Origin of the sequence: Lonsdalea britannica (assembly GCF_002111595.1) — a bacterium.
Taxonomy (GTDB): domain Bacteria; phylum Pseudomonadota; class Gammaproteobacteria; order Enterobacterales; family Enterobacteriaceae; genus Lonsdalea; species Lonsdalea britannica.
On sequence record NZ_LUTN01000007.1, the window covers coordinates 139,507 to 166,189 of the forward strand.

The 26,683-nt window shown below is 56.6% G+C and carries 19 protein-coding genes, 4 pseudogenes and 1 riboswitch; of the genes and pseudogenes, 12 read left to right on the forward strand and 11 right to left on the reverse strand.

Annotation, left to right across the window (positions count from 1 at the left end; genetic code table 11):
• Positions 1-3 precede the first annotated feature (3 nt).
• The 6 genes and pseudogenes from ilvB to sgrR form a co-directional block, all read right to left on the reverse strand.
• A complete protein-coding gene (gene ilvB, locus AU509_RS08080) occupies positions 4-1,665 on the reverse strand; it encodes an acetolactate synthase large subunit (protein ID WP_094118098.1) in 1,662 nt (553 codons plus the stop codon).
• A gap of 111 nt (positions 1,666-1,776) precedes the next feature.
• Positions 1,777-1,896, reverse strand: coding sequence for an ilvB operon leader peptide IvbL (locus AU509_RS08085; protein WP_118894615.1), 120 nt, complete (start codon positions 1,894-1,896; stop codon positions 1,777-1,779).
• Between the two features lie 97 nt (positions 1,897-1,993).
• The gene (thiQ, locus tag AU509_RS08090; RefSeq protein ID WP_094118099.1) at positions 1,994-2,710 is read right to left on the reverse strand and encodes a thiamine ABC transporter ATP-binding protein ThiQ; all 717 of its coding nucleotides are present in this window, start codon (positions 2,708-2,710) and stop codon (positions 1,994-1,996) included.
• Positions 2,694-4,304, reverse strand: a complete 1,611-nt coding sequence (thiP, locus tag AU509_RS08095; RefSeq protein ID WP_094118100.1) for a thiamine/thiamine pyrophosphate ABC transporter permease ThiP — start codon at positions 4,302-4,304, stop codon at positions 2,694-2,696. Before thiP ends, thiQ begins: the two co-directional genes overlap by 17 nt.
• Positions 4,280-5,263, reverse strand: a complete 984-nt coding sequence (gene thiB, locus AU509_RS08100) for a thiamine ABC transporter substrate binding subunit (protein ID WP_085652351.1) — start codon at positions 5,261-5,263, stop codon at positions 4,280-4,282. The genes thiP and thiB overlap by 25 nt, the downstream gene beginning before the upstream one ends.
• A 43-nt stretch (positions 5,264-5,306) precedes the next feature.
• A riboswitch (TPP riboswitch) is annotated at positions 5,307-5,426 on the reverse strand.
• 40 nt (positions 5,427-5,466) lie between these two features.
• Positions 5,467-7,124: pseudogene (gene sgrR, locus AU509_RS08105) on the reverse strand (HTH-type transcriptional regulator SgrR).
• 106 nt (positions 7,125-7,230) lie between these two features.
• Between sgrR and sgrT the strand changes: the two are divergent.
• The 4 genes from sgrT (at position 7,231) to AU509_RS08125 (ending at position 10,951) form a co-directional block, all read left to right on the forward strand.
• Complete coding sequence (gene sgrT / locus AU509_RS08110; protein WP_085652385.1) at positions 7,231-7,395, forward strand: glucose uptake inhibitor SgrT; 165 nt, start codon at positions 7,231-7,233, stop codon at positions 7,393-7,395.
• A gap of 292 nt (positions 7,396-7,687) precedes the next feature.
• Positions 7,688-9,193: a glycine betaine/L-proline transporter ProP gene (proP, locus tag AU509_RS08115; RefSeq protein ID WP_085652353.1), complete on the forward strand. Its 1,506-nt coding sequence runs from the start codon at positions 7,688-7,690 to the stop codon at positions 9,191-9,193.
• 291 nt (positions 9,194-9,484) lie between these two features.
• Positions 9,485-9,826 (forward strand): ribonuclease G, encoded by a 342-nt coding sequence (locus AU509_RS08120; protein ID WP_085652354.1) that lies wholly within the window; start codon positions 9,485-9,487, stop codon positions 9,824-9,826.
• 219 nt (positions 9,827-10,045) lie between these two features.
• The gene (locus AU509_RS08125; protein WP_085652355.1) at positions 10,046-10,951 is read left to right on the forward strand and encodes a siderophore-interacting protein; all 906 of its coding nucleotides are present in this window, start codon (positions 10,046-10,048) and stop codon (positions 10,949-10,951) included.
• Between the two features lie 48 nt (positions 10,952-10,999).
• Here AU509_RS08125 and leuD read toward each other — a convergent pair.
• From leuD to leuA, 4 genes and pseudogenes are all read right to left on the reverse strand, one after another.
• Positions 11,000-11,601: pseudogene (leuD, locus tag AU509_RS08130) on the reverse strand (3-isopropylmalate dehydratase small subunit).
• A 12-nt stretch (positions 11,602-11,613) separates the two neighbouring features.
• Positions 11,614-13,014, reverse strand: coding sequence for a 3-isopropylmalate dehydratase large subunit (gene leuC, locus AU509_RS08135; protein WP_094118101.1), 1,401 nt, complete (start codon positions 13,012-13,014; stop codon positions 11,614-11,616).
• A gap of 2 nt (positions 13,015-13,016) precedes the next feature.
• Positions 13,017-14,108, reverse strand: a complete 1,092-nt coding sequence (gene leuB / locus AU509_RS08140) for a 3-isopropylmalate dehydrogenase (RefSeq protein ID WP_094118102.1) — start codon at positions 14,106-14,108, stop codon at positions 13,017-13,019.
• On the reverse strand, positions 14,108-15,685 hold the full coding sequence (gene leuA / locus AU509_RS08145) for a 2-isopropylmalate synthase (RefSeq protein ID WP_094118103.1): 1,578 nt from the start codon (positions 15,683-15,685) through the stop codon (positions 14,108-14,110). Before leuA ends, leuB begins: the two co-directional genes overlap by 1 nt.
• A gap of 1,044 nt (positions 15,686-16,729) precedes the next feature.
• Between leuA and cra the strand changes: the two genes are divergently transcribed.
• Positions 16,730-17,734: a catabolite repressor/activator gene (gene cra / locus AU509_RS08150; protein WP_094118104.1), complete on the forward strand. Its 1,005-nt coding sequence runs from the start codon at positions 16,730-16,732 to the stop codon at positions 17,732-17,734.
• 198 nt (positions 17,735-17,932) lie between these two features.
• On the opposite strand, the gene AU509_RS08155 is transcribed toward cra, so the two are convergent.
• A complete protein-coding gene (locus AU509_RS08155) occupies positions 17,933-18,394 on the reverse strand; it encodes an L-alanine exporter AlaE (protein WP_085652361.1) in 462 nt (153 codons plus the stop codon).
• An 875-nt stretch (positions 18,395-19,269) separates the two neighbouring features.
• On the opposite strand from AU509_RS08155, the gene mraZ reads away from it, so the two are divergent.
• From mraZ to mraY, 7 genes and pseudogenes are all read left to right on the forward strand, one after another.
• Entirely contained in the window at positions 19,270-19,728 is a 459-nt protein-coding gene (gene mraZ, locus AU509_RS08160) for a division/cell wall cluster transcriptional repressor MraZ (RefSeq protein ID WP_026741699.1), read from the forward strand.
• Between the two features lie 2 nt (positions 19,729-19,730).
• A pseudogene (gene rsmH / locus AU509_RS08165) lies at positions 19,731-20,671 on the forward strand (16S rRNA (cytosine(1402)-N(4))-methyltransferase RsmH).
• Positions 20,668-20,988 (forward strand): cell division protein FtsL, encoded by a 321-nt coding sequence (gene ftsL / locus AU509_RS08170; RefSeq protein WP_026739107.1) that lies wholly within the window; start codon positions 20,668-20,670, stop codon positions 20,986-20,988. The pseudogene rsmH and the gene ftsL overlap by 4 nt, the downstream one beginning before the upstream one ends.
• A gap of 23 nt (positions 20,989-21,011) precedes the next feature.
• Positions 21,012-22,774 (forward strand): annotated as a pseudogene (locus tag AU509_RS08175) (peptidoglycan glycosyltransferase FtsI).
• Positions 22,761-24,245, forward strand: coding sequence for a UDP-N-acetylmuramoyl-L-alanyl-D-glutamate--2,6-diaminopimelate ligase (gene murE, locus AU509_RS08180; protein ID WP_094118105.1), 1,485 nt, complete (start codon positions 22,761-22,763; stop codon positions 24,243-24,245). Before AU509_RS08175 ends, murE begins: the two are co-directional and overlap by 14 nt.
• Positions 24,242-25,603, forward strand: coding sequence for a UDP-N-acetylmuramoyl-tripeptide--D-alanyl-D-alanine ligase (murF, locus tag AU509_RS08185; RefSeq protein ID WP_094118106.1), 1,362 nt, complete (start codon positions 24,242-24,244; stop codon positions 25,601-25,603). Before murE ends, murF begins: the two co-directional genes overlap by 4 nt.
• Positions 25,597-26,679 carry a phospho-N-acetylmuramoyl-pentapeptide-transferase gene (mraY, locus tag AU509_RS08190; RefSeq protein WP_026741705.1) on the forward strand — a complete coding sequence of 361 codons (1,083 nt, stop codon included), beginning with the start codon at positions 25,597-25,599 and terminating at the stop codon, positions 26,677-26,679. The genes murF and mraY overlap by 7 nt, the downstream gene beginning before the upstream one ends.
• Positions 26,680-26,683 lie beyond the last annotated feature (4 nt).

A 26,683-nucleotide genomic window follows, 5' to 3' on the forward strand; every position in this document is an offset into this window, starting at 1 on the left:
GAATTAATCTCCAATCATCTCAATGTTGGCGGCACCCGGCGGCACCATCGGATACACTTTTTCGTTCACGTCGATCAGCGCATGAATCAGCGCCGGACCCGGCTGCTTCATGATGTCGCGCAGCGCGGCCTGCGGATCTTTCGCCGCATTCAAATCACAGGTCGCCAGTCCGAAACCGGCGGCAATCGCCAGGAAATTGGCCTGATAGCTGTAGTCGGACGCCACGTAACGCTGTTCGTAAAACAGATCCTGCTGCTGGTGCACCATGCCCAGCGCCTGATTATTCATCAGCACGATTTTGACGTTAAGGCGCTGTTCGGCCAGCGTCGCCAATTCCTGAATATTCATCATCAGACTGCCGTCGCCGGAGAAGCATACGACCGTGCGATCGGGTTCCGCCAGCGCGGCGCCGATAGCGGCCGGTACGCCGAATCCCATCGTCCCTAAACCGCCCGATGTCAGCCATTGGCGCGTGCGGCGCAGCGGGTACGACTGAGCGACCCACATCTGATGCTGGCCGACGTCGGTGGAGATAATGGCGCTGTCGTCCAGCGATTCGGCGACGGCATGAACCAGTCCGTAGTGGCTCAGCGGATCGTCCTGCTGCAGATTGGCGGGATATTCCTGCTGCAATGCACTGACCTGCTGGCGCCATTCGGCGCGCGTCTGCGGCTCGATCAGCGGCAGCAGCTGCGTCAATCCTTTAGCGACATCGGCATGCAGCGCGACGTGCGGCTGACGGATTTTGCCCAGCTCGGCGGCATCGATGTCCATGTGAATAATGCTGGCGTTCGGGCAGAACTGCTCGGCTTTGCCGATAGCGCGATCGTCGAAACGCGCGCCCAGAACGATCAACAGATCGGACTGTTGCAGGATCATGTTGGTGGATCGTGCGCCGTGCATGCCCAACATACCCAGCGACAGCGGATGATCGGCGGGCATGGCGCCGAGCGCCATCAGGGTCATGGTGGTGGGGATCCCTGCGGACTCCGCTAACTGGATCGCCTGCTGATGCGCGCCGGCGCTGACGATCCCGCCGCCGAGATACAGCACGGGACGGCTGGCGGCGTTGATCATCGCGGCCGCCTGCTCGAGGGCCTGCGGTTCGGCGGCCACCGGTGCGTCGTTCGGCGCAGGCGCCGGCAGGGCGTCCAGCTCAATGGTGGCGGTCTGCACATCTTTCGGCACGTCGATCCACACCGGGCCGGGGCGACCTGACTGCGCGATGCGGAACGCCTCGTTCATCACGTGGGCCAGCTCGTTGATGTCGCGCACCAGATAGTTGTGTTTGGTGACGGGGATGGAGATGCCGTAGGTGTCCACTTCCTGAAAGGCGTCGCTGCCGATCATGTTGGAGGAGACCTGAGCGGTGATGCAGACCAGCGGAATGGAATCGAGTTTCGCATCCGCAATCGCGGTCAGCAGGTTGGTCGCGCCGGGGCCGCTGGAGGCCATGCAGACCGCCGCTTTGCCGCTGGCGCGCGCCATGCCCTGAGCGATGAAGCCCGCGCCTTGTTCGTGTCGCGCCAATACGTGGCGAATGGTTCGGCTTTGTCCCAGCGCATCGTACAGCGGCAGGGCGGCCCCGCCGGGAATACCCGTGACGGTCGTGATGCCTTGCTGCTCCAGCATGTGGACGATCAGCTCAGCTCCGGTATAACGCATAGTCATATCCTTTATCAGAGCCGGTGCAGTTTGGGAGCGGGGGGCAGAAAGAACAAACCCCGCTCGGCTGGCGCCGGCGGGGTTTGAGAATCTCTTCTGGATTCGAACCCGTTACGGCGCGTTGCCGACCACGACGACGACCACTAGGCGCACGACGACGACCGCATCGACAAGCGCGGTGTTGGATAGTGCTAGCGTGGAGGACGTGTGTTTCACGGAGAATCCTGTCATTGGTTTTTTTTAAACCATGTGTATGGACAAACCATTTTCACATGGGCTGTGGCAGACAATAACCCACAACCGTGAAAAGGTCAAAACCTGTTCGCCATCAGTTTTTATTCTGTTCAATGGGGGCGATCCCAAGGATACCGGCGGCGGCGACACGGCCCTGTTGGAGGGCATGTGTGGAGCCGTCGTAAGCCACGCGGCCGTCGACCACCAGCGCCGTGCGATCGGCGATACGGGCGGCATCGTCGAGATGGTGCGACACCATGAGCAGCGTCAGCTGGCGGTCGCGGCACACGCTGTCGACCAGCGTCAGCATCTCCGCGCGCAACGCCGGGTCGAGCGCGGAAAACGGTTCGTCCAGCAGCAGAATCGGCTGCTGACGCAACAGGCAACGGGCCAGCGCCGCCCGCTGGCGTTGGCCGCCGGACACCTGAGACGGCAGACGATCCAGCAGCGCAGTCAACCCGACGCGTTCAGCGATGCGAGCTAACTCCTCGCGCTGCGGCGGCGTCAGCTTGAGCCCGGGATGCAGTCCCAGCGCGATATTCTGCGACAGCGTCAGATGGGGAAAGAGATTATTTTCCTGAAACAGGATAGATACCGGTCTTTTGGCCGGTGGCGTCTGGCGATGGTCGACGCCGTTTAGCATAAGCTGGCCGCTCTCCGCCGGGAGAAAACCGGCGATCAGGCTGAGGAGCGAACTTTTTCCCGCGCCGCTGGGGCCAAGCACGGCCACGCGTTCACCGGCTTCTACATGCAAATCGAACTGCATCGGCTGGTGCTGGTAGAGATAGGTCAGTTTATCGAGAACGATCATGAGCGCCCGCCCGTTTTTCAATCAGAGTGAACAGAACAAAACACAGCAACAGCAAAAGTAGGGCGGTCACCGCGCCGTCGGCGCTGCGGTAAGCGCCGATTTGCTGGTACAGATAAAAGGGCAGCGTTCGGAACTGCTCATTGCCGAATAGCGCGATGATGCCGAAATCGCCCAGCGAGAGAATAGAGGCGAACGCCAGCGCCTGGGCGATCGGTGTCCGCAGCGCCCGTAACTCGATGGTTTGCAGTCGCCGCCAGCCGCGGATATCCAATGACTGACACAGCAGGTTGTAGCGTTCGGCGATGTCATACATGGGATTTTCCAGCACTTTGAGCGCATAGGGGATCGCCATCAGCGCATTCGTCGTCGCCACCAGCCACAGGGGAGATGTCGGTAGTCCGACGGTGCTGTTTAGCAGCAGGAAAAATCCGCTTGCCAGTACGATGCCGGGCATCGCCAGAATCAGCATGCCGCTGAGATCCAATAGCTGGCCGGAAAGATGGCGGCGGCGCAGCTTCAGTTCCCGGCTGCTCCACAGCAGCATCAGCGTCAGCAGTACGCACAACAGACCGGAGAGTATCGCGACCCTTAGCGAGGTCCACAGCGCATCCCACAGCGCGGGTTGACGGAGCACGGCAGGCAGGGAGGCGTTCAGTCCGTCCACCACCACGGCCAGTAATGGCGGCAGCAGGAGTAAGAGCGCGGCAACGATTAACATCGCGTCCGTTATGCGGTTGAACCGCGAGTCCTGAGGATTACGCCAGCGCGCTTGCTGGCTGTAGCCGACCGGCAGCAGTTTGGCCAGTCGCTGGCTGAGCAGAACCAGACCGAGGCAGCATACCATCTGAATCAGCGCCAACAGCGAAGCGCGCGCCGGATCGTAGTCGAAGCTTAGCGCCTGATAGATCGCCAGCTCGATAGTCGTGGCCTTGGGGCCACCGCCCAGCGACAGCACAACGGCGAAGCTGGCGAAACAGAGCATAAAGATCAGCGCGGCCGCAGGCAGGAGCTGTCGGCGCAGCCAGGGCCACTCCACGATGCGGAAGTGCTGCCACTCCCCCATGCCAAGCTGGGCGGCCATCTGCCGCTGTTCGGTGGCGATACCTTCCAGCGCCTGTAGCATCAGGCGCGTGGCCAGCGGCAGGTTGAAGAAAACGTGCGCCAGCAGTATCCCGCCGAGCCCGTAGGGAGAAAACGCGTAAGGCAGGCCGAAGGCCGCCGCCAGCTGCGAGAGCCAGCCTTGTCGCCCGTACACGCTCAACAGACCGAATACGGTCACCAACACCGGCAGCACCAGCGTCATGGCGTATAGCCTCAACAGCCAGCGATGCCCCGGAAAACGGCGGCGATACAGCGCACGCGCCAGAAAAATCGCCGGGAGGGTCGACAGCAGCGTCGAGAGCAACGCCTGCCAAAAGGTGAAGCGAACGACGTGCCACAGGTAGTCGTCCTGCCACAGCGCGCGCCACGGATTCTGCGGCGCCTGAAGCCACAAGGCGCCGAAGGCCAGCGCCGCGACCGCGATCAGCAGCAGGGCGGCGAGAGCGCCGGGCCAGAGCCAGCCGGGAATTAGCGGCTGACGGCGCGTTGCCATGCCTGAATCCAGTCATTACGTTGCGTGGCGACCTGCTCCGGCGTAAACGACAGCGTGGTCGCCGGTTTGTCCAGATGCTGGAACCCGGCGGGCAGCGGGGTGTCGATGACCGGGTACATCCAGTTGGTGGTCGGGATCAACTGCTGGAACGCCGGGCTGACCATGAACTTCAGGAAACGCTCAGCCAACTGGGGTTGTTGGCTACTCGCCAGACGACCGGCGACTTCCACCTGTAGGTAGTGGCCCTCGCTGAAGGGCGCCGCGACATAGTTGTCTTTCTTCTCTTCGATCATGTGATAAGCGGGCGAGGTGGTGTAACTCAGCACGAGATCGGCTTCGCCTTTCAGGAACAAGCCATAGGCTTCGCTCCAGCCCTTAGTCACGGTGACTGTCTTCGCTGCCAGCTTCTGCCAGGCTTGCGGGGCGTCGTCGCCATAGACTTTTTGCATCCAAAGCAGCAGCCCGAGGCCCGGCGTGCTGGTGCGCGGATCCTGATAAATGACTTTCCATGGCTCCGGGCTGTCGACCAGCTCGTGCAGGCTGCGCGGCGGGGTTTTGAGTTTGTCGCGATTGTAGATAAAGGCGAAGTAGCCGTAGTCATAGGGCACAAAGGTGTCGTTGTGCCAGCCGCCCGGCAGCGAGAGGGAGTCGGTATCGACCGTTCGTTTACTGAACAGACCGGTGCGTTCAGCCGCCTCTAGCAGGTTGTTGTCCAGACCCAGCACGATATCGGCCTGCGAACGCTTTCCTTCCATCCGCAGGCGATTGAGCAGCGCCACGCCGTCGGCCAGCGCCACGAATTTCAGTTCGCAGTCGCACTCTTTTTCGAACGCGGTTTTCACGCTGGGACCGGGTCCCCATTCCGAGGTGAAGGAGTCGTAGGTGTAGACGGTCAGCGTAGGCTTCGCCAACGCCGGAGCAGAGAGAATCAACAGGCAGGACAGTAATTTTTTTAACACTTTGCACTCCTGAGAAAAAGGGTGGCAAAGGTCTTTGAGCAAGCCGAAAAGCACTCCCAAATCCCTTCGCCGGTATTAACCGGATCAGGTTCGACGGGTATTTTCTCAGCGTAAAGCGGACGGTATGAAGGCTCCGGACTTTATCGCACCCCGTTGAGAACTCACGCATTGTAGAGACTTCATGCCCGGAGTCAAAGCGCGCGTCAGTTTTCCGGCGGCACGAACCAGGCGGATTTGAAATCGAACCATCCCAGCGTATTCATCCGAATGCCGCGCATGCTGCGCTGGCCTTGCAGTTGCAGCCAGTGGTGGAACAGCGGGTGGATCTGCTGCTGAGTCACGAGCGACTGGCTCCAATCCGCCAGCGACCCACTGCCTTGACGCCACAGGCTGGCGTCTTCGGCCAGATCCCGATCCAAACAGTGCTGCATCAGCGGCAGTTCATAGAGCAGGGCGAACAGAGAGAACTCCAGCGGCAGATAGAAGTTGGCGCTGCCGAGCCAGATGTCGCTCGGCTCGGCGCCTGATACCACTCAGCATAGTCGATACGGCGGACCGACAGCGTGACGCCGTGGGCCGATAGCAGTCGACGAATGATGTCGCTGATGTCCTGATACTCGGCATGCTCATGATAAAAGGTGAGCGTCAGATGCGTGAGGTCGGCGGGTTTGTCCTGCGCCAGACGTGGCTGGGCGTGGTGCCAGCGCGGGAGCAGGCCGTAGGCCGGGGACCAGTTGCATTGATAGGTTTCGTCCGCGAGTCCGAGCAGGGCGACCGGGCTCAGAGCCTGACACAGCCAGTCCCTGATCTCCGGGCGTGAGGCCAGCGGCGAGCGCCGGTCAAACAGCAGAAAATAACAGCCTTCCTCTAACCGGTTCTCCAGCTCGTTGTTGGGCGAGTTGTCGTTTTGCAGTTGAAGCGAGCAGGAGGGCGCATCCAGTGCGTCCGGCAACACCCAAACGCTGACTTCGTCAATCAGCGCGCGATAGCCAAAATAGTCGTCGAACGCATTGATTTTCAACTGGGTATTGCTGTTGCGCAGCACGGCGTAAGGGCCGGTTCCCACCGGGTGGCGGGTAAAATCGGGCAGCGTTTTCCACTCCTGCGGCAAAATCATCGCGGACACGCTGCCTAGCAGCCAGGGCAACCAGATATCGGGTGTCGTCAGCCGCACATCCAGCACGGAAGGCATGGGCGATTCAATGGCGCAGAGATGAGAAAACAGCGGCATGGCGGTGATGCGTTGCAGAGAGGCGATCACATCTTCCATCGTCAGTTCCCGACCATGATGGAAACGTACGGCGGGGCGGAGATAAAAACGCCAGTGTAGGGGCGACACCTGCTGCCAATGGTGCGCTAAATCCGGCAGGAGTTCCCCATTTTCCTCATTTATGGTGGTTAACCCGCTAAAGATCTGGCGGGCCAGATGCGTTTCCGAGCGTCGCAACGCGGAGCCGGGCAGAAGATTGCGCATTGGCCGGTAGTAGGCGATGCGCAGCAAATGTTTGCCCTGTCGGAAACTGCGCCCGATGTGGGAAAGCAGCATCTGCCGCACCTGCGATTTGTCCCCCACCAACTGCACCAGTTGGTCAATCCGATCCTGCTCCAGCAGGTCTTCCGCCCGCTGTTGTTGGAGCGCCAGGCCGGTATAGAGGAAGCTGAGACGTGAGCGTTTTCCTCGTCCCGCTTCGGCTTCCCAGGTCAACCATCCCTCTTCCTGCATGGCTCGCAGCAGCGATCGAATATGTCGTCGCGAGCAGTTGAGTACGCCTGTCAGCTCCTGCAGCGTAGTGTCAGTAGGCTGACCTTGCAGGTGCTGCCAGAGCCGGATGAACTGTTGTTGCAGTCGAGATGAGGACATAAAGGGGAACTCCGCGGCCTAAAGTCATCAATATATTTTCCCCTATCTTACGTTGATACTTTGTCATAACGAAAGCGCAAATAATGAACGGTTGGAGGGTATGACGATGGCACTATCACGATTGTATCGGAGTTATCGCAACATCCTGTCATTGGGACACTCGGCGTGGGGGCGCTGGTTGTCGTCGTCTCAGCGTCTGGCGCTGCTGATGCAGGTGACGCAGTGGCAGACGGAGAAGATGTCTGATGAGGAGTACCGTCACTGGATCTGACTGTGACGAGGTTTCTGTTTTCTGAGTGATGGTGAAGCTTTCACCGGCCGGTGGTTATTCCGCCGGCTTTTTTTTGCCCGAAATAAGTGACGGTATCTTATGCTAATATGGACTATGGAAGTGAGTAAAGGAACGTCAAAGTCGATATAAACATTCAACCTATGGTAACATGCTAGTAAATGAAACTGGGTTAATCGGTTATAGCGAAATAAAAAACTATCTTGATGTGACCATCCTTCAGTGAGACGTTTCAATTCAGTCTATTACATTAAAACAGGTAAAATAATTCACTATGAAGTTACGCAGAAGAAAGGCACGGCCCATCGTTTTGGGCGATGTCACCATTATCGACGACACGCGTTTACGTAAAGCCATTACCGCAGCTGCGCTCGGCAATGCCATGGAATGGTTCGATTTCGGTGTGTATGGCTTTGTGGCTTACGCACTGGGTCAGGTCTTTTTCCCCGGCGCTAACCCCAGCGTCCAGATGATCGCCGCGCTGGCGACATTCTCCGTTCCCTTCCTGATTCGTCCTCTGGGCGGGCTGTTCTTTGGCTCGTTGGGCGACAAATATGGCCGTCAGAAAATATTGGCCATCACCATTATTATCATGTCGGTCAGTACCTTCTGTATCGGGTTGATACCGTCCTATAACTCCATTGGGATCTGGGCACCGATACTGTTGCTGCTGGCCAAAATGGCCCAGGGCTTCTCTGTGGGCGGCGAATATACCGGCGCGTCGATTTTCGTCGCTGAATATTCTCCGGACCGGAAACGTGGCTTCATGGGAAGCTGGCTGGACTTCGGCTCCATCGCCGGGTTTGTGCTGGGCGCGGGCGTCGTGGTGCTGATCTCCGCCATCATCGGCGAAGCGGCGTTCCTGGAATGGGGCTGGCGTATTCCGTTCTTCCTGGCGTTGCCGCTAGGCATCATCGGTCTCTACCTGCGTCATGCGCTGGAGGAAACGCCGGCGTTCCAGCAGCACGTTGAGAAGATGGAAAAAGACGATCGCGACGGCTTGAGCAGCGGACCGAGAGTCTCGTTCAAAGAGATCGCCACTAAGCATTGGAAAAGTCTGCTGTCCTGTACGGGTCTGGTCATTGCCACCAACGTCACCTACTACATGCTGTTGACGTATATGCCAAGCTACCTGTCGCATAACCTGCACTATTCCGAGAACCACGGTGTGCTGATTATCATCGCCATTATGATCGGGATGCTGTTCGTTCAGCCGGTGATGGGACTGTTGAGCGACCGATTCGGACGTAAACCGTTTGTCGTTATCGGCAGCGTGGCGATGTTCCTGCTGGCGATCCCTTGCTTCATGATGATCAACAGCGGCGCCATCGGCCTGATTTTCCTGGGTCTGCTGATACTGGCCATCATTCTGAACGCCTTTACCGGTGTCATGGCGTCTTCGCTGCCCGCGATGTTCCCAACGCACATCCGTTACAGTGCGCTGGCCAGTGCCTTTAACATCTCTATCCTGATTGCGGGTCTGACGCCGACGGCGACTGCGTGGCTGGTTGAAGCCAGCAACAACCTGTTTATGCCGGCCTACTACCTGATGGTGATTGCCGTGATTGGTCTGGTCACAGGTATCTTCATGAAGGAAACAGCTAACAAGCCGCTGAAAGGCGCGACGCCGGCCGCTTCCGACCTGAGCGAAGCCAAAGAGCTGCTGCGTGAGCATCACGATAATATCGAGCATAAAATCGAAGGTATTAACGAACAGATCACCGAGCTGGAGAAGAAACGCCAGTCGCTGATCGACCAGCATCCTCGCATCAACGAGTAATCGTTAGACGCTTTCAGGAAAGTGTTCTGCTTTCCTGATACTCAATCAGGCAGACGCCCACTGGGCCTCTGCCTGATTTTTTCTCCCCCGAAATCTTTTTTCTACTCAATCGCTGTCGAACACGGTGCTGTATCCCCGCACTGGCCGTTAAAACGCTCACCTTATAATAATCAATTAAGTGAAGTATTTAGGTGATCATATTATCACCACAAAATAGTTGAAGCTTAAATGGTGCCCGTTGTATTGTCCGCTGCGATTTATTTTGTCATATTTTGAAAGGAAAACTCACACATGGCCGAATATGGAAAAGCAGTACCAAGAGAAGTAAAAGGATGGAACTGGGGCGCATTTATGTTCAACGTCATCTGGGGCGTGGGCAACAAAACTTACCTGCCGCTGCTGTGCTTTGTTCCTCTGTTGAATATCGTTTGGGTGTTTGTGTGTGGCTTCAAGGGTAACGAGTGGGCCTGGCAGAACGCCGATTATGATGATGTCGAGACGTTTAAACGCGTACAGAATAGCTGGAACAGAGCTGGTCTGTTTGCCTTCGTTCTGGCTCTGATCTCGGTATTTTTCTCTATATTTGTTATGTCCGCATTGATGGCGTCGTTAGCGGGCGCAATGCTGCGCTAATTCCATCAAAACAATGGCATTGATCGCAACGTGATGAATGCCATTTCTTTAGTCATCTCCCCCATCAGACCCGTTTTGAACGCCCACATTTCTCACCTTCACCTCACGCTGCGAAGCCGTGACCACCTTCTGTAAATCCCTGTATCAATAATTGTTCTCATTATCAGTTGAATGCTAACATTCCTCGTTCGGACACGGTGAAAAACCAGAGGAATGAGCATGGCGGGATCGAAAGAGTACAAGATTTTCGAGGTGGCATTAGCGCGTAAACAGACGCTGAGCCCGTCGATGATGCGCTGTGTTTTCAGCGGTGAGTCGGTTCGCGAGATGACCACCGGCGCGCCCGATCAGCGCATCAAACTCCTGTTCCCCGCCATTGATGGTACGCCGTCTCAATTGCCGGATGTCGCTAACTGGTATGCCGAGCTACTGGCGTTGCCAAAACGCCAGCGTCCCATTGCGCGAACCTATACCCTCCGTCGTCTTAATGCGGCAGCGGGGGAGCTGGAGGTGGAGTTCGTCATCCACGGTACGGAAGGCCCGGCGTCATCGTGGGCGATGAGCGCCGAGCCGGGCGCTCGCCTTCAGGTAGTGGCGCCCTGCGCCGCCTCGGAGAACAGCCAAGGCGGTTATGAATGGTGTCCTACCGAACAGACCCGTCGGGTGCTGCTGATCGCCGATGAAACCGCATTTCCCGCCGTAAAGGGGATTCTGGAGCAGTTGGCCGGGCTGGCGTCGCCGCCACAGGTGCAGGCCTTTATCGAACTGCCTCTGCGCGCCGACTGTCTGGATTTCAGCCATTTCACCTTCGCCGACATCCATTGGTTGCCGCGCGAAGAAAGCGGAGCAAACCACGGCGAGCGTCTGTTGGATGCGGTGCGCGATGAGCTTCTCTTGTCGCAGACCCAAAACGAGCCTCCCGTCGTTGAGTTATCGGACGTCCCGGAAGACGAGCTGTTGTGGGAAAGGGCGGAGAGTCAGCACGGACAGTTTTTCGGCTGGGTGGCCGCTGAATCATCGGTGGTGAAAGCCTTACGGCGATATCTGGTGGGCGAGCGGGGCGTTGCGCGCGAGTCGATGGCGTTTATGGCTTACTGGTGTCAGGGGCCGCGTCGGGAGCGGTAAAAAAAAGGCCCGCCGAAGCGAGCCCTGAGCATCATGACACGGTGAGGCTTAGCGCAGGAATGTCGGCTGCGTTTCCTCGTAGCGGGCAATCGCCGCTTCGTGTTGCAGCGTCAGGCCGATGTTATCCAGACCGTTGATCATGCAGTGGCGGCGAAAACTATCGATTTCAAACGAATAGCTTTTATCGCCTGCTTTCACGATTTGAGCTTCCAGATCGACGGTGAAAGTCATGCCTTCATTGTTTTCCACCAGGGCAAACAGTTCGTCGACGTCGGCGTCGCTCAGCCGCACCGGCAGCAGCTGGTTATTCAAGCGTTGCCGTAGAAAATATCGGCGAAGCTCGGCGCGATCACCACGCTGAAGCCGTAGTCGGTCAGCGCCCAAGGCGCATGTTCGCGGGATGAACCGCAGCCGAAGTTTTCACGGGTCAGCAGGATGCTGGCGCCTTTGTAACGAGGCTGGTTCAGCACAAATTCAGGATTAGGCTGCTGGCCTGCGTCATCCAGAAAACGCCAGTCATTGAACAGGTGCTGACCGAAACCGGTGCGGGTGACCTTCTGCAGAAACTGCTTGGGAATGATGGCATCGGTATCGACGTTGGCGTTGTCCAGCGGGACGACCAGACCAGTATGTTGAGTAAATTTAGTCATGGGTTATCCCTCTCAGTTCAGTTCACGAATGTCGGCGAAACGCCCGGTCACCGCAGCCGCGGCGGCCATTGCGGGGCTGACCAGATGAGTCCGTCCGGCACGACCCTGACGACCTTCGAAGTTGCGGTTGCTGGTGGAAGCACAACGCTCGCCCGGATTCAGACGGTCGTTGTTCATCGCCAGACACATTGAGCAGCCAGGCAGGCGCCATTCGAAGCCCGCTTCGATAAAGATCTTGTCCAGACCTTCCTCTTCTGCCTGCGCTTTTACCGGACCAGAGCCGGGAACGACCATTGCCTGCACGCCCGCAGCCACTTTGCGGCCTTTGGCAATAGCGGCCGCAGCGCGCAGATCTTCAATCCGCGAGTTGGTGCAGGAGCCGATGAAGACTTTGTCGATGGCGACGTCGGTCAGTTTGATACCCGCTTTCAGACCCATGTAATTCAGCGCTTTCTCGGCAGAGGCGCGCTCAACCGGATCGTTGAAGGATTCCGGTGCCGGGATGGCCTGATTCACGCCGATCACTTGACCGGGGTTGGTGCCCCAGGTGACCTGCGGGGCGATGTCGGCGGCGTTCAGCGTGACGACGCTGTCGAACTGCGCATCCGCGTCTGACTTCATGGTCTTCCAGTATTCGACGGCGTTTTCCCATTCTTCGCCTTTCGGCGAGAACTGACGACCTTTCAGGTAGGCAAACGTCGTTTCATCCGGGGCGACCAGACCGGCTTTCGCACCCATCTCAATCGCCATGTTGCACAGGGTCATACGGCCTTCCATGCTCAGCGCTTGGATAGCCTTGCCGCAAAACTCGACCACATGCCCGGTGCCGCCAGCGCTGCCGGTTTTGCCGATGATCGCCAATACGATGTCTTTGGCTGTGATGCCCGGAGCCGCATCGCCGGTCACTTCGATTTTCATGGTTTTCGCGCGGCCTTGTTTCAGGGTCTGCGTCGCCATGACGTGTTCAACTTCGGACGTCCCGATGCCGAATGCCAGCGAACCGAACGCGCCGTGGGTAGCCGTGTGGGAGTCGCCGCAGACGATGGTCATGCCCGGCAGCGTCATACCCTGCTCAGGACCGATCACGTGAACAATACCCTGATAAGGATGGTTCAGGTCGTACAGCTGAACGCCGAACGCCTGGCAGTTTTTGATCAGCTCCTGCATCTGAATACGGGCCATCTCGCCGCTCGCGTTGATGTCGCGAGTCTGGGTGGAGACGTTGTGATCCATCGTGGCGAAGGTTTTGCCGGGCTGACGCAGCTGACGTCCTTTCGCACGCAGACCGTCGAACGCCTGAGGCGAGGTCACTTCATGCACCAGATGACGGTCGATATACAGCAGCGGCGTTTCGTTTTCCGCTTCGTACACGACGTGCGCATCGAATAATTTCTGATATAACGTTTTACCCATGATTACACCCCTTCCGCGACATAACGGGCAATCACGTCACCCATTTCACTGGTGCCGATGGCTTTGCCGTCGCGAGCCAAATCGCCCGTACGGTAGCCAGCTTCCAGCGCATGATTGACCGCCTGCTCAATGGCGGAGGCGGCGGCATCTTCACCCAGGCTGTAACGCAGCAGCAGAGCGGCGGACAGGATTTGTGCAATCGGGTTGGCGATGTCTTTACCTGCGATATCCGGTGCGGAACCGCCAGCGGGTTCGTACAGCCCGAAACCAGATTCGTTCAGGCTGGCGGATGGCAGCATGCCCATGGAGCCGGTGATCATGGCGCATTCGTCGGACAGAATGTCACCGAAGATGTTGGAGCACAGCACCACGTCGAACTGCGCAGGATCTTTGATCATCTGCATCGTGGCGTTATCGATGTACATATGGTTCAGCTTCACATCCGGGTAATCTTTGGCGATTTCTGTGACGACTTCACGCCACAAAATGCTGCTCTGCAACACGTTGGCTTTGTCGATGGACGTCACGATATGGCGGCGTTTACGTGCGGATTCGAAGGCGATACGGGCGATGCGTTCGATTTCGAAACGGTGATAGATCTCGGTATCGAAAGCGCGTTCATCCTTGCCGCTGCCTTCGCGGCCTTTCGGCTGGCCGAAATAGATCCCGCCGGTCAGCTCGCGTACGCACAGAATGTCGAAGCCTTTCGCCGCGATATCTTCGCGCAGCGGACAGAACGCTTCCAGTCCCTGGTACAAACGCGCCGGGCGCAGGTTGCTGAACAGGCTGAAGTGTTTACGCAGCGGCAGCAATGCGCCGCGCTCAGGCTGTTCTGCCGGTGGCAAATGTTCCCATTTCGGACCGCCGACGGAGCCAAACAGAATCGCGCTCGCCTGCTCGCAGCCGGTAATGGTGTCTTTCGGCAGCGGCGTGCCCTGACGGTCAATAGCGGCGCCGCCGATGTCATATTCGCTGGTCGTTATGTTCAAACCAAAACGTTGGCGTACGGCTTCCAGCACTTTGTATGCCTGAGCCATGACTTCCGGGCCGATGCCGTCACCAGGCAGTACGGCGATATGGTAGCTTTTGTTCATCACACTGTTTCCTGACTATTTTGTTTGTTGTTCTGCTGCTGCAAACGCAGTAATTCCTTTTCAACCATCTGCGCACGCTGAATATTGTTCAACACGTTCACCATGGCGTTCGCGGAGGATTCGACGATATCCGTCGCCAGACCCACGCCGTGGAAGCGGCGGTTCTGATATTCGACGACGATGTCCACCTGGCCCAGCGCTTCTTTACCGTGACCTTTGGCGGACAGCTGGTACTGAACCAGACTGATATCGAAACCGGTGATACGGTTGATGGCTTTGTAGACGGCGTCGACCGGGCCGTTGCCGGTGGCGGCTTCAGATTTAATTTCTTCGCCGCAGGCCAGTTTGACCGAGGCGGTGGCCATGACGCTGGAGCCTGATTGTACGCTGAAATAATCCAGACGGTAGAGGGCGGCGTCTTCTTGCTTATTGTTAATAAACGCCAGCGCTTCCAGATCGTAATCAAACACCTGGCCTTTTTTGTCCGCCAGTTTCAGGAACGCGGTGTACAGATCGTCCAGGTTGTAGTCGCATTCCTTATAGCCCATCTCTTCCATGCGGTGCTTCACAGCGGCACGGCCTGAGCGCGACGTCAGGTTCAGTTGCACTTCCTTCAGGCCGATGGATTCCGGGGTCATGATTTCGTAGTTTTCACGATTCTTCAGAACGCCGTCCTGATGAATGCCAGAAGAGTGGGCGAAGGCGTTAGCGCCCACGACGGCTTTGTTAGCCGGGATCGGCATGTTGCAGATCTTACTGACCATCTGGCTGGTGCGGTAAATTTCCTGATGGTTGATGTTGGTGTGCAGATTCATCAGCTTCTGACGTACTTTGATCGCCATGATGACTTCTTCCAGCGCACAGTTACCGGCGCGTTCGCCGATGCCGTTCAGTGTCCCTTCGACCTGACGGGCGCCCGCGTTGACTGCCGCCATGGCATTGCCGACCGCCAGACCGAGATCGTCATGGGTATGCACGGAGATGATGGCTTTGTCGATGTTGGGAACGCGTTGATACAGAGAAGCGATGATGTTGCCGAATTCATGGGGCAGGGTGTAGCCGACGGTATCTGGAATGTTGATAGTGCGGGCGCCAGCGTTGATCGCGGCTTCCACCACACGGCTCAGATCGTCAATCGGCGTTCGTCCGGCATCTTCACAGGAGAACTCGACGTCGTCGGTGTAGTTACGAGCGCGTTTGATCATATAGGTCGCGCGCTCAACCACGTCGTCCAGCGTACTGCGCAGCTTGGTGGCGATATGCATCGGCGAGGTGGCGATGAAGGTATGAATTCGGAAGGCTTCAGCCACTTTCAGGGCTTCCGCCGCGACGTCGATATCCTTCTCTACACATCGGGCCAGCGCGCAGACGCGGCTGTTTTTGATCTGCCGGGCGATGGACTGAACGGAATCAAAGTCACCAGGCGAAGAGACCGGGAAGCCGACTTCCATCACATCGACACCCATGCGTTCCAGCGCCATGGCGATTTGAATCTTTTCCTTAACGCTCAGACTGGCCTGCAGCGCCTGCTCACCATCACGCAATGTGGTATCGAAAATAATCACTTCTTGGCTCATCGCTCTGGTTCCTTTGTCTTGTTAATTCTGACGCCCGGCGAGTAAAAAAAAACCCGCGCAACGGCGCGGGTTTCTTGAAGGTGTGGCGTGAAAATCAGCTGTGAATTTCGCCCACCGGCATACCGCGCATATTGGATGCGATGAGTAGTAGGCCTAGTAGTTTAGCGAAGTGAGACATGCTGATTATCTTCCAATGTTTGTTAGTCAATTGCTTCTCTATTATTGGTACTTGAATACTGTGGGTATGTCAACGTTTGATTTTTGCGGCAAAGCGGGATTTCTCGGCCTGATTTCGGCGATAAAATCGGTCTAAGTCGTCTTAAAAATAGACGACCCCATTGCTTGATATGCTGAATGCTTGAGCAGGTGGTATCGCCGCATCAAAGATAAAAACAGGGCATTTTCGAGCAGAAAAAGGGATAAGCGCCGATAATATTTTTTGCTGACCTGTTTCAAGGTCGTGGAATATTTTCAGACCAAGGCCAATTCTTTTGGAGTTTTAACGTAGTAAAAGTGCTTTTGGCAGAGAATTCCCCGAATGCGTGCAAGCGTGTGAAATGTGCGTGGTTTGCCTGCTGCATTAACTGACATTATGTTAATGCGTCCGCGTTTGTGAGGGGCAAAAATGCCCGGACGTTATCCCTCGAAAATCCGCGTTTAAAACGTCTTTTGACGCGAATAAAAAAATCGACCGAGCGGGGAATTTTGTCAGAAAAATGCGTTCGACGGTTTTTTCAGGCTGGCGACGTCGTTTTCACCTATGCATGAGGATGGATTGTTTCCGAGAATATCGTGGACAAGACATGAGTAGGGATTGATGCGCTCAATGCGTTGATCCGAAGGGAGGGCGTTGGGCTACCGTTATAACCCGGCGCAGCCCGGCGGGACCAGGGCAATACTAAATAGTCTATGCGTGTCATCATACTGTGATAAAAGCGGTTGCTGACCGGAAAGTTATGCGGTTAGATCGAACAGATATCCCTGGTTAGTTTATGGCTATCATTCCATTAATTCTTCATTATCTGACTTATTAAGGGGTTACCAGTGAAACTGGATGAAATTGCGCGTCTTGCGGGGGTTTCGCGTACGACGGCCAGTTATGTCATCAACGGAAAGGCGAAACAGTATCGCGTGAGCGATAAGACCGTTGAAAAGGTCATGGCTGTGGTACGGGAACACAATTATCATCCAAACGCCGTGGCTGCCGGGTTGCGTGCCGGGCGAACGCGTTCTATCGGTCTGGTTATCCCCGATTTGGAAAATACCAGCTATACCCGTATCGCCAACTATCTGGAACGTCAGGCGCGCCAGCGCGGCTATCAATTACTGATTGCTTGTTCGGAAGATCAGCCCGATAACGAAATGCGCTGTATCGAACATCTTCTGCAGCGTCAGGTCGATGCCATTATCGTGTCCACGTCGCTCCCTCCGGAACATCCGTTCTATCAGCGTTGGGTGAAAGATCCTTTGCCGATTATCGCGTTGGATCGTGCCCTGGATCGCGAGCACTTCACCAGCGTGGTGGGAGCGGATATGGAAGATGCGGAAATGCTGGCGCAAGAGCTGCGCAACATTCCGGCTGAACGGGTGCTGTATCTGGGGGCGTTGCCAGAGCTCTCCGTCAGCTTCCTGCGTGAACAAGGTTTTCGTCAGGCCTGGGAGAGCGACCCCCGTCAGGTGCAATATCTCTATGCGAACAGCTACGAACGTAGCGCGGCGGCGGCGATATTCACGGACTATTTGCAGCACAATCCGATGCCGGAGGCGCTGTTCACCACCTCGTTCCCGCTGTTGCAGGGCGTGATGGACGTGACTCTGAAGCAAAGCGGGCGTTTGCCTAACAATCTGGCTATCGCCACCTTCGGCGATAATGAGCTGCTGGATTTCCTGGAGTGCCAGGTGTTGTCCGTCGCCCAGCGTCATCGGGAAGTGGCCGAACGGGTACTGGAGCTGGTGCTGGCGAGTCTGGATGAACCGCGCAGGCCGAAGGCGGGGCTGTATCGTATTCGTCGCAGCCTTTATCGCCGAGGTTCGTTAAGCCGTCGTTAAGCCGACAGGGAATTGCCGGGTCGATATCTTTCCGGCAGTTCCTGTTATTCCCGCCATGATCATCGCCATTTATGACACGTCATTTGGATATCTCTTTCCGAATTTTTACTCAGAACGCGTTATTTCCAAGTTTTCTCCTAAGAAAAGTCCCCTTTTATAAAAAACTTTTACCGTTTTACGCCATTTCCTGCCGGTCATTTAATGCGTCGCAAGTCGTTCCGGACTTTTGCGGGATACGCGGAACAGCTGACGGCAATATTCCAGGAAATAACCGTAGGCCACGCCCATGACCATCGATATCACGGCATTACTCCCTACGGCCGTCGCAATTTGCGAGGCGTTGGCGCCAATGCTGAGCAAAATAGCCATATAAACCGGCGACTGAAAACTCACATAGGCAATAAGATCAGCGACGTTTTTGCTTCGGCAGGATTGGGGCGCCAAACTGTGGGCGAAAGCTACGATGCGATCGCGGTAGATGCCATAAGGCCACGCAATCACCATATTGACCGGAATGGAAAGCAGGCGTGAAGAGAGTGACTGCTGGAACGACATGTCTGAAATCAATATCTCAATCGCCATGCCCGTAACGAAACAGTAAATCACCATGGCAACGATGTCAGCCAGCGCGTTGCGTAGGCGTAAGAAGGAGGTGAACATGCCGATAGGCTCCAGTGCGTCGGGGATAGAAACAGAAACACCTAAGTTTATCGGTGTTTTATTTCGCGTCATTGCCTTTTTAATAGTCTACATCACTGGATATAATTTATAGAGTAGCGATAAATTTTTATTTTATTGTTTTTTTTGGTATTTAAAGCTGGTTTATTCGTATAAATAGTTATTGGCATTTTATTATTATGCCAATGATGTAAATGGTGATTTAAAACAAAGCATTGCGTCTGTAAATGAGGAGGGCGATGTGAGAAATGTTGTCTGACTTTCTATTATATACAAACGGCTCAGCTTCAGACCCAGCTGATTATTATTAGACAGGCATGAGACATTGATACTGTAAATATAAACAGTCTTTCTGCATCTGATAAACTGCGCGGGAGCGTGGACGTCTTCGTTGATAAAACATTCTCAATAGAAAACATTGTGTTTTTCTCATTAAAAAATTTATTTTTACAATTCAAAACCGCATCGAAGATTTAAGACCCTTCTTTTTTGGCAAAAGGGATTGTCGAAAAATACTGACAAATCAGGGTTTGACGAGAAACTTGGGTTTTTCCGAAAATAAAAAATACGTAACGATATGTGGCTGTGAAAATAATATTTCATTAGCGGGTAAAGCGTATATCTTTCACGCGTTCGTTGAGGCCCGGATAATTTCTCTTAAATAATCACAGCCTTAATACTCATTATTTTTTACTGGTGTTTTTTTAACTGTTTTTCCCCCGCGTAAAGTCACCGAAAATAATGCCTGCCCACTTCCGTACTTGCTTGACAAGGTTTTCCTCCCCTCCGTAAACTCTGAATCGTGGGAATTTGTGGGGCAAAGTGGTAGAAAATGGCATGAAGGGCTAAATACAACCATGTTTCGTGGGGCAAGTCTGGTCAATCTCGACAGTAAAGGACGGCTCGCCGTTCCGACCCGATACCGGGACGTACTGAACGAGGAAGCGCAGGGGCAAATGGTTTGTACCATTGACCTCCACCAGCCATGTCTACTGCTTTATCTCTTGCCTGAGTGGGAAATCATCGAACAGAAGCTCTCTCGCCTGTCGAGCATGAATCCCGCCGAACGTCGCGTTCAGCGTTTGCTGCTGGGACACGCCAGTGAGTGCCAAATGGATGGTGCCGGGCGTTTATTAATCGCGTCCACGCTGCGGCAACATGCAAAACTTACAAAAGAAGTGATGCTGGTCGGGCAGTTCAACAAGTTTGAACTGTGGGATGAACAGACCTGGTATCGACAAGTCAAGGAAGACATCGAATCTGAACAATCGACTCAGGAACCGCTATCTGATCGATTGCAGGACTTATCTCTATAGTCATGACAGAAACTTTTAAACACACGACCGTGCTGTTGGATGAGGCCGTCAACGGCTGAACATTCGCGGCGACGGTATTTACATTGACGGTACGTTTGGCCGCGGCGGTCACTCCCGTCTGATTCTGTCCCATTTGGGGCCGGAGGGTCGCCTGCTGGCAATCGATCGCGATCCTCAAGCTATCGCCGCCGCCAGCGACATTGACGATGCGCGCTTCTCTATCATCCACGGTCCTTTCTCTTCCATTGCTGAATACGTTGAAGAGCGCGGGCTGACGGGGAAAATCAACGGCGTACTGCTGGATCTCGGCGTCTCGTCGCCTCAGCTCGACGATCCGGAGCGCGGTTTCTCCTTTATGCGTGACGGCCCGCTCGACATGCGTATGGATCCTACCCGCGGCGTTTCTGCCGCCGAATGGCTGATGAAAGCGGAAGCGGAAGATATCGCCTGGGTTCTCAAGACCTTTGGCGAAGAACGTTTCGCTCGCCGTATTGCTCGCGCCATCGTTGAGCGTAATCAGACTGAACCGATGACGCGCACGAAAGAGCTGGCCGAGCTGATTGCCGCCGCCAGTCCGATTCGTGAAAAGCACAAACACCCGGCAACGCGCTCTTTCCAGGCCATCCGTATCTATATCAACAGTGAACTCGAAGAGATTGAACGTGCGCTCAACGGCGCGTTGGATGTCCTCGCGCCCGAAGGTCGACTGTCGGTGATCAGCTTCCACTCGTTGGAAGACCGCATCGTGAAGCGTTTTATCCGTCATAACAGCCGTGGGCCGCAGGTACCTGCCGGTCTGCCGTTGACGGAAGAGCAGCTCCGCGAACAGGGGGGAAGAACCCTGAAGATCGCAGGAAAAATGAAGCCGTCCGACGCTGAAGTCGCGGAGAACCCGCGCGCGCGTAGTTCCGTACTGCGTTTCGCTGAGAGATTGTCCTCATGATCGGGCACGAACGTCACTCGTTGGCTGGCGTCATTGCAGAAGATCTGCTGCGGCACGGCAAACTGCCGCTGCTGTTGCTGGTCGCTGTTTTGATTTCGGCCGTACTCGTAGTGACGACGGCGCATCGTACTCGTCTGCTGACAGCAGAACGCGAGCGCCTGCTGCTGGAACGGGATGCGCTGGATATCGAATGGCGCAACCTGATTCTGGAAGAGAATGCGCTGGGCGACCATAGCCGTGTCGAGCAGAACGCGATAGAAAAACTCTACATGGGACACGTCGATCCTTCGCAGGAAAATATTGTGGTTAAACAATGAACTGACAGGTTATTACTCAATAAATGAAACCCGCACGCACCGGAAGGTTGAAACGTCAGGAAGAACATGCCAGCTTCGTCAGCTGGCGTTTTGCGTTGCTTTGCGGGGGGATTCTGATCTGTCTGGTCGGCCTGATGCTGCGTACCGCCTATCTGCAGGTCATTGCGCCGGATAAACTGGTGCGCGAAGGCGACATGCGCTCTCTGCGCGTGCAGGAAGTGCCCACCGCGCGCGGAATGATTAGCGATCGCGCGGGTCGTCCGCTGGCGGTGAGCGTCCCGGTCAATGCTATCTGGGCCGATCCCAAGGAAGTGAACGACCACGGCGGCATCACGCTCGATACGCGCTGGAAAGCGCTGGCCGACGCGCTGGAGATGCCGCTCGATCAAATCTCCACCAAGGTCAACGCCAACCCCAACGGCCGTTTCGTTTATCTGGCGCGTCAGATCAACCCCGCTATCGGCGAATACATTCACAAACTGAAGCTGCCGGGCATCAATCTGCGTCAGGAGTCCCGTCGCTACTACCCTTCAGGTCCGGTGACATCTCATTTGATCGGTTTTACCAACATCGACGGGCAGGGCATCGAAGGCGTCGAGAAGAGTTTCGACCGTTGGCTGACCGGCCAACCGGGCGAACGTACCGTACGAAAAGACCGATTCGGGCGCGTGATTGAAGATATCTCCTCCGTCGACAGCCAGGCCGCGCACAACCTGATGTTGAGCATCGACGAACGCCTGCAGGCGCTCGTTTATCGTGAGTTGAATAACGCCGTCGCTTTCAACAAGGCGGAGTCCGGCACTGCCGTGCTGGTTGACGTCAACACTGGCGAAGTGCTGGCGATGGCCAATAGCCCGTCTTACAACCCGAACAACCTGTCCGGCACCACCAACGACGTTATCCGTAACCGCGCCATCACCGATATCTTCGAACCGGGTTCCACCGTGAAGCCGATGGTGGTGATGTCCGCGCTACAGCGCAACGTGGTGAAAGAGAACAGCGTGCTAAATACGCTGCCGTATTACATCAACGGACATGAAATCAAAGACGTAGCGCGCTACAACGAACTGACGTTGACGGGCGTACTGCAGAAATCGAGTAACGTCGGCGTATCACGACTGTCGCTGGCGATGCCTTCTTCGGTGTTAGTGGATACTTACTCTCGCTTTGGTCTGGGCAAGCCCACCAACCTCGGGCTGGTCGGCGAAAGTTCAGGCTGTTTCCTCACCGCCAGCGCTGGGCGGATATCGAACGCGCGACCTTCTCGTTCGGCTACGGTCTGATGGTCACGCCGCTGCAGCTGGCCAGGATGTACGCCACAATCGGCAGCTTCGGCGTCTATCGCCCTCTTTCCATTACCAAAGTCGACCCGCCGGTGCCGGGAGAACGTATTTTCCCTGAAAACATCGTACGCACCGTGGTGCACATGATGGAGAGCGTCGCGCTGCCGGGCGGCGGCGGCTCGAAAGCCGCCATCAAAGGCTATCGCATTGCCATCAAGACCGGTACGGCCAAGAAAGTCGGGCCGGACGGCAAGTACATCAACAAATACATCGCTTACACCGCCGGTGTTGCCCCGGCCAGTAATCCTCGCTTCGCGCTGGTCGTGGTCATCAATGACCCGCAGGCCGGGAAATACTATGGCGGTGCGGTCTCCGCGCCGGTCTTCGGCGCCATCATGGGCGGCGTGCTTCGCACCATGAACATCGAGCCGGATGCCCTGGCGACGGGGGAGAAAAATGAATTCGTTATTAACCGAAAAGAGGGCTCAGGTGACAGATCGTAATTTGCACGATTTGCTGGCGCCGTGGGTTGCCAACGTTCCCGAGCGCGCGCTGCGGGACATGACGCTGGACAGCCGCATTGCCGCGGCGGGCGACGTTTTTGTCGCCATCGTCGGACATCAAACCGACGGGCGACGCTATATTGCGCAGGCCATCGCTCAAGGTGTGGCTGCGGTGATCGCCCAAGCGGATGAGGAAAATCCGGAAGGCACCGTGTGTGAAAAGCACGGCGTGCCGGTGATTTATCTGGATGAGCTTAATCAGCGGCTTTCGGCGCTGGCGGGACGTTTCTACCGCCAGCCCGCAGAGAGACTCCGTCTGGTCGGCGTGACCGGCACCAACGGCAAAACGACCACCAGCCAGCTGCTGGCGCAGTGGAGCCAGGCGCTGGGCGAAACCAGCGCGGTCATGGGTACCATCGGCAATGGTTTGCTGGGTCGGGAAACCCCGGCGGAAAACACCACGGGATCGGCCATCGGCGTACAGCAGACGCTTAGCCAATTGGTAGATGCGGGCGCGACGTTTGCCGCCATGGAAGTCTCTTCCCACGGACTGGTGCAGCATCGCGTTGCCGCGCTGCCTTTCGCCGCCGCGGTATTTACCAACCTGAGCCGCGACCATCTCGACTATCACGGCGACATGGCGCATTACGAAGAGGCCAAATGGGCGCTCTTCGCGGAACATCAGGTCGGTGAAGCGATTATCAATGCGGACGACGAAGTGGGTCGACGCTGGTTGAGTCGGCTTCCTGATGCGGTGGCCGTGACGCTGGGCTCAGCGCGGCCAGAGGGTCGGAGCCGTTGGCTGCAGGCGACCCGCGTTGAATATCATGACAGCGGTTTCACCGCGCAGGTGGACTCCAGTTGGGGTCCGGCTATGATCCATAGCCGCCTGATGGGCGAGTTCAACGTCAGTAACATTATGCTGGCGCTGGCGACGCTGCTGGCGCTGGGCTATCCGCTGGAGTCGTTGGCTGAAACGGCGACGGCGATCCAGCCGGTGTGCGGTCGGATGGAAGTCTTCCATGCCGAAGGGAAACCCACCGTAGTCGTTGATTACGCCCACACGCCCGACGCGCTGGAAAAAGCGCTGGAGGCGGCAAGACTGCACTGTCAGGGGCAGCTCTGGTGCGTGTTCGGCTGCGGGGGCGATCGCGATAGAGGTAAGCGCCCACTTATGGGAGCGGTAGCGGAACAGCTGGCCGACCGGGTCATCGTGACGGACGACAATCCGCGCAGCGAAGCGCCGCAGGCTATCGTCAAAGATATCCTGAGCGGCCTGATGGACGCCGGACGAGCGCAGACGATTGAAGGTCGAGCAGCGGCGGTCAGCAGCGCGGTAATGCATGCCGGACCGGATGATGTGGTGCTGGTGGCCGGTAAAGGTCACGAAGATTATCAGATCGTGGGCAATCAGCGGCTGGATTACTCCGACCGCATGACGGTCGCACGCCTGTTGGGAGTGGTGGCATGATTCGCGTAACGCTGAGCCAATTGGCGAACGTATTAGACGCCCGTCTGGAAGGGGACGATCTGGCGATCGACGCCGTCTCGACGGACACCCGTCATCTGACGGAAGGCTGCCTGTTTGTGGCGTTGCAGGGCGAGAAATTCGATGCCCATGACTATGCCGAGAATGCGATAAGTCAGGGCGCGGCAGCACTGGTGGTGAGTAAGCGCTTACCCGTTTCGGCGCCGCAGCTCATTGTTAAGGATACGCGGCTGGCGCTCGGCGCGCTGGCTGCCTGGGTACGGCAGCAATCGTCGGCCCGCGTCGTCGCCCTGACCGGTTCGTCCGGCAAGACGTCGGTCAAAGAGATGACCGCGGCGATTCTGCGGCAGTGCGGCAATGTCCTGTATACCGCCGGTAATCTGAATAACGACATCGGCGTACCGTTGACGCTGCTTCGACTGACGCCGGAACATGATTTCGCCGTCATTGAGCTGGGCGCGAACCACATCGGCGAGATTGCCTACACCGCCGATCTCACGCGGCCGGAAACGGCGCTGGTCAACAATATTGCGGCGGCGCATCTGGAAGGGTTCGGGTCGCTGGCCGGTGTTGCGCAGGCTAAGGGCGAAATCTTCAACGGTCTGCCCGCTGATGGCGTTGCCATTCTTAACGCCGACAGCAATGACTGGCCGCATTGGCAAACGACGCTGACGCAGAAAACCGTCTGGCGTTTTTCGCCGGAAGCCGCAGAGGATGTGGACTTCTTCGCCAGCGATGTCGCGGTGCAAGCGCAGGGGACGACGTTCACCCTGCACAGCCCGATCGGCGAGGTTGAGGTCACGTTACCGTTGCCGGGTAAACACAACATCGCCAACGCGCTGGCGGCTGCGGCGCTGGCGATGTCCGTCGGTGCATCGCTGGAGGACGTGAAATCTGGGCTGGCGCAGCTTCAGGCGGTGCCGGGGCGTTTGTTCCCGCTCTCTCTGGGCGGTGAACAACGGGTGCTCGACGACAGCTACAACGCCAACGTGGGTTCTCTGACGGCGGCGGTGCAGGTGCTGGCGGACATGCCGGGTTATCGGGTACTGGTCGTCGGTGACATGGCGGAGTTGGGGCAGGAAGCAGAAGCCTGTCACCGTCAGGTCGGCGAGGCGGCACGAATCGCTGGTATCGACCTGGTGCTGAGCGTCGGCACGTTGAGCGAATGGATTAGCCAGGCCAGCGGGCAGGGTGAACATTTTCAGGATAAAGCCGCCGTGGTCGACCGTCTTCGGGCGCTGTTGGCGGAACACACAGTGATTACCATTTTAATAAAAGGCTCACGCAGCGCTGCGATGGAGCAGGTAGTACGCGCATTACAGGAGAAGGCAACATGTTAGTGTGGCTGGCCGAACAATTGGTCAAATTTTATTCCGGCTTCAACGTCTTTTCCTACCTGACGTTTCGAGCCATCGTCAGCCTGCTGACTGCGTTGGTGATCTCGCTCTGGATGGGGCCGCATTTGATTGCTTGGTTACAGCGTTTACAGATTGGTCAGGTCGTTCGCAGCGAAGGGCCGGAGTCGCACTTCAGCAAACGCGGTACGCCGACGATGGGCGGCGTGATGATACTGGCTTCGATCACGATTTCCGTTCTGCTGTGGGTCAACCTGTCTAACCCTTACGTCTGGTGCGTGTTGCTGGTACTGCTGGGCTACGGCATCGTCGGATTCGTGGACGACTACCGCAAGGTTGTACGTAAAGACACTAAAGGGCTGATCGCGCGCTGGAAGTATTTCTGGCAGTCGCTGTTGGCGCTGATCGTCGCCTTTTCCATGTATGCCATCGGCAAAGATACGCCAGCGACGCAGCTGGTCGTACCGTTCTTTAAAGACATCATGCCGCAGTTAGGGTTGATGTATGTGGTGCTGGCGTATTTCGTCATTGTCGGCACCAGCAACGCCGTCAATCTGACTGACGGTCTGGACGGTCTGGCGATTATGCCGACGGTGTTTGTCGCCGCGGGCTTTGGGCTGGTGGCGTGGGCGACGGGGAACATGAACTTCGCCAACTATCTGCATATTCCGTATATCCGCCATGCCAGCGAACTGGTGGTGGTGTGTACGGCGATAGTCGGCGCGGGACTCGGGTTTCTGTGGTTCAACACCTATCCGGCGCAGGTCTTTATGGGCGACGTCGGTTCGCTGGCGCTGGGCGGCGCGCTCGGGACGATCGCCGTGCTGCTGCGTCAGGAATTTTTACTGGTGATCATGGGAGGCGTGTTCGTGGTCGAAACGCTGTCGGTGATCCTGCAGGTTGGCTCCTTTAAGCTGCGCGGCCAGCGGATTTTCCGCATGGCGCCGATTCATCACCACTATGAGCTTAAAGGTTGGCCGGAACCGCGCGTGATTGTGCGGTTCTGGATTATTTCTCTGATGCTGGTGCTCATTGGACTCGTCACACTGAAGGTACGGTAACGAC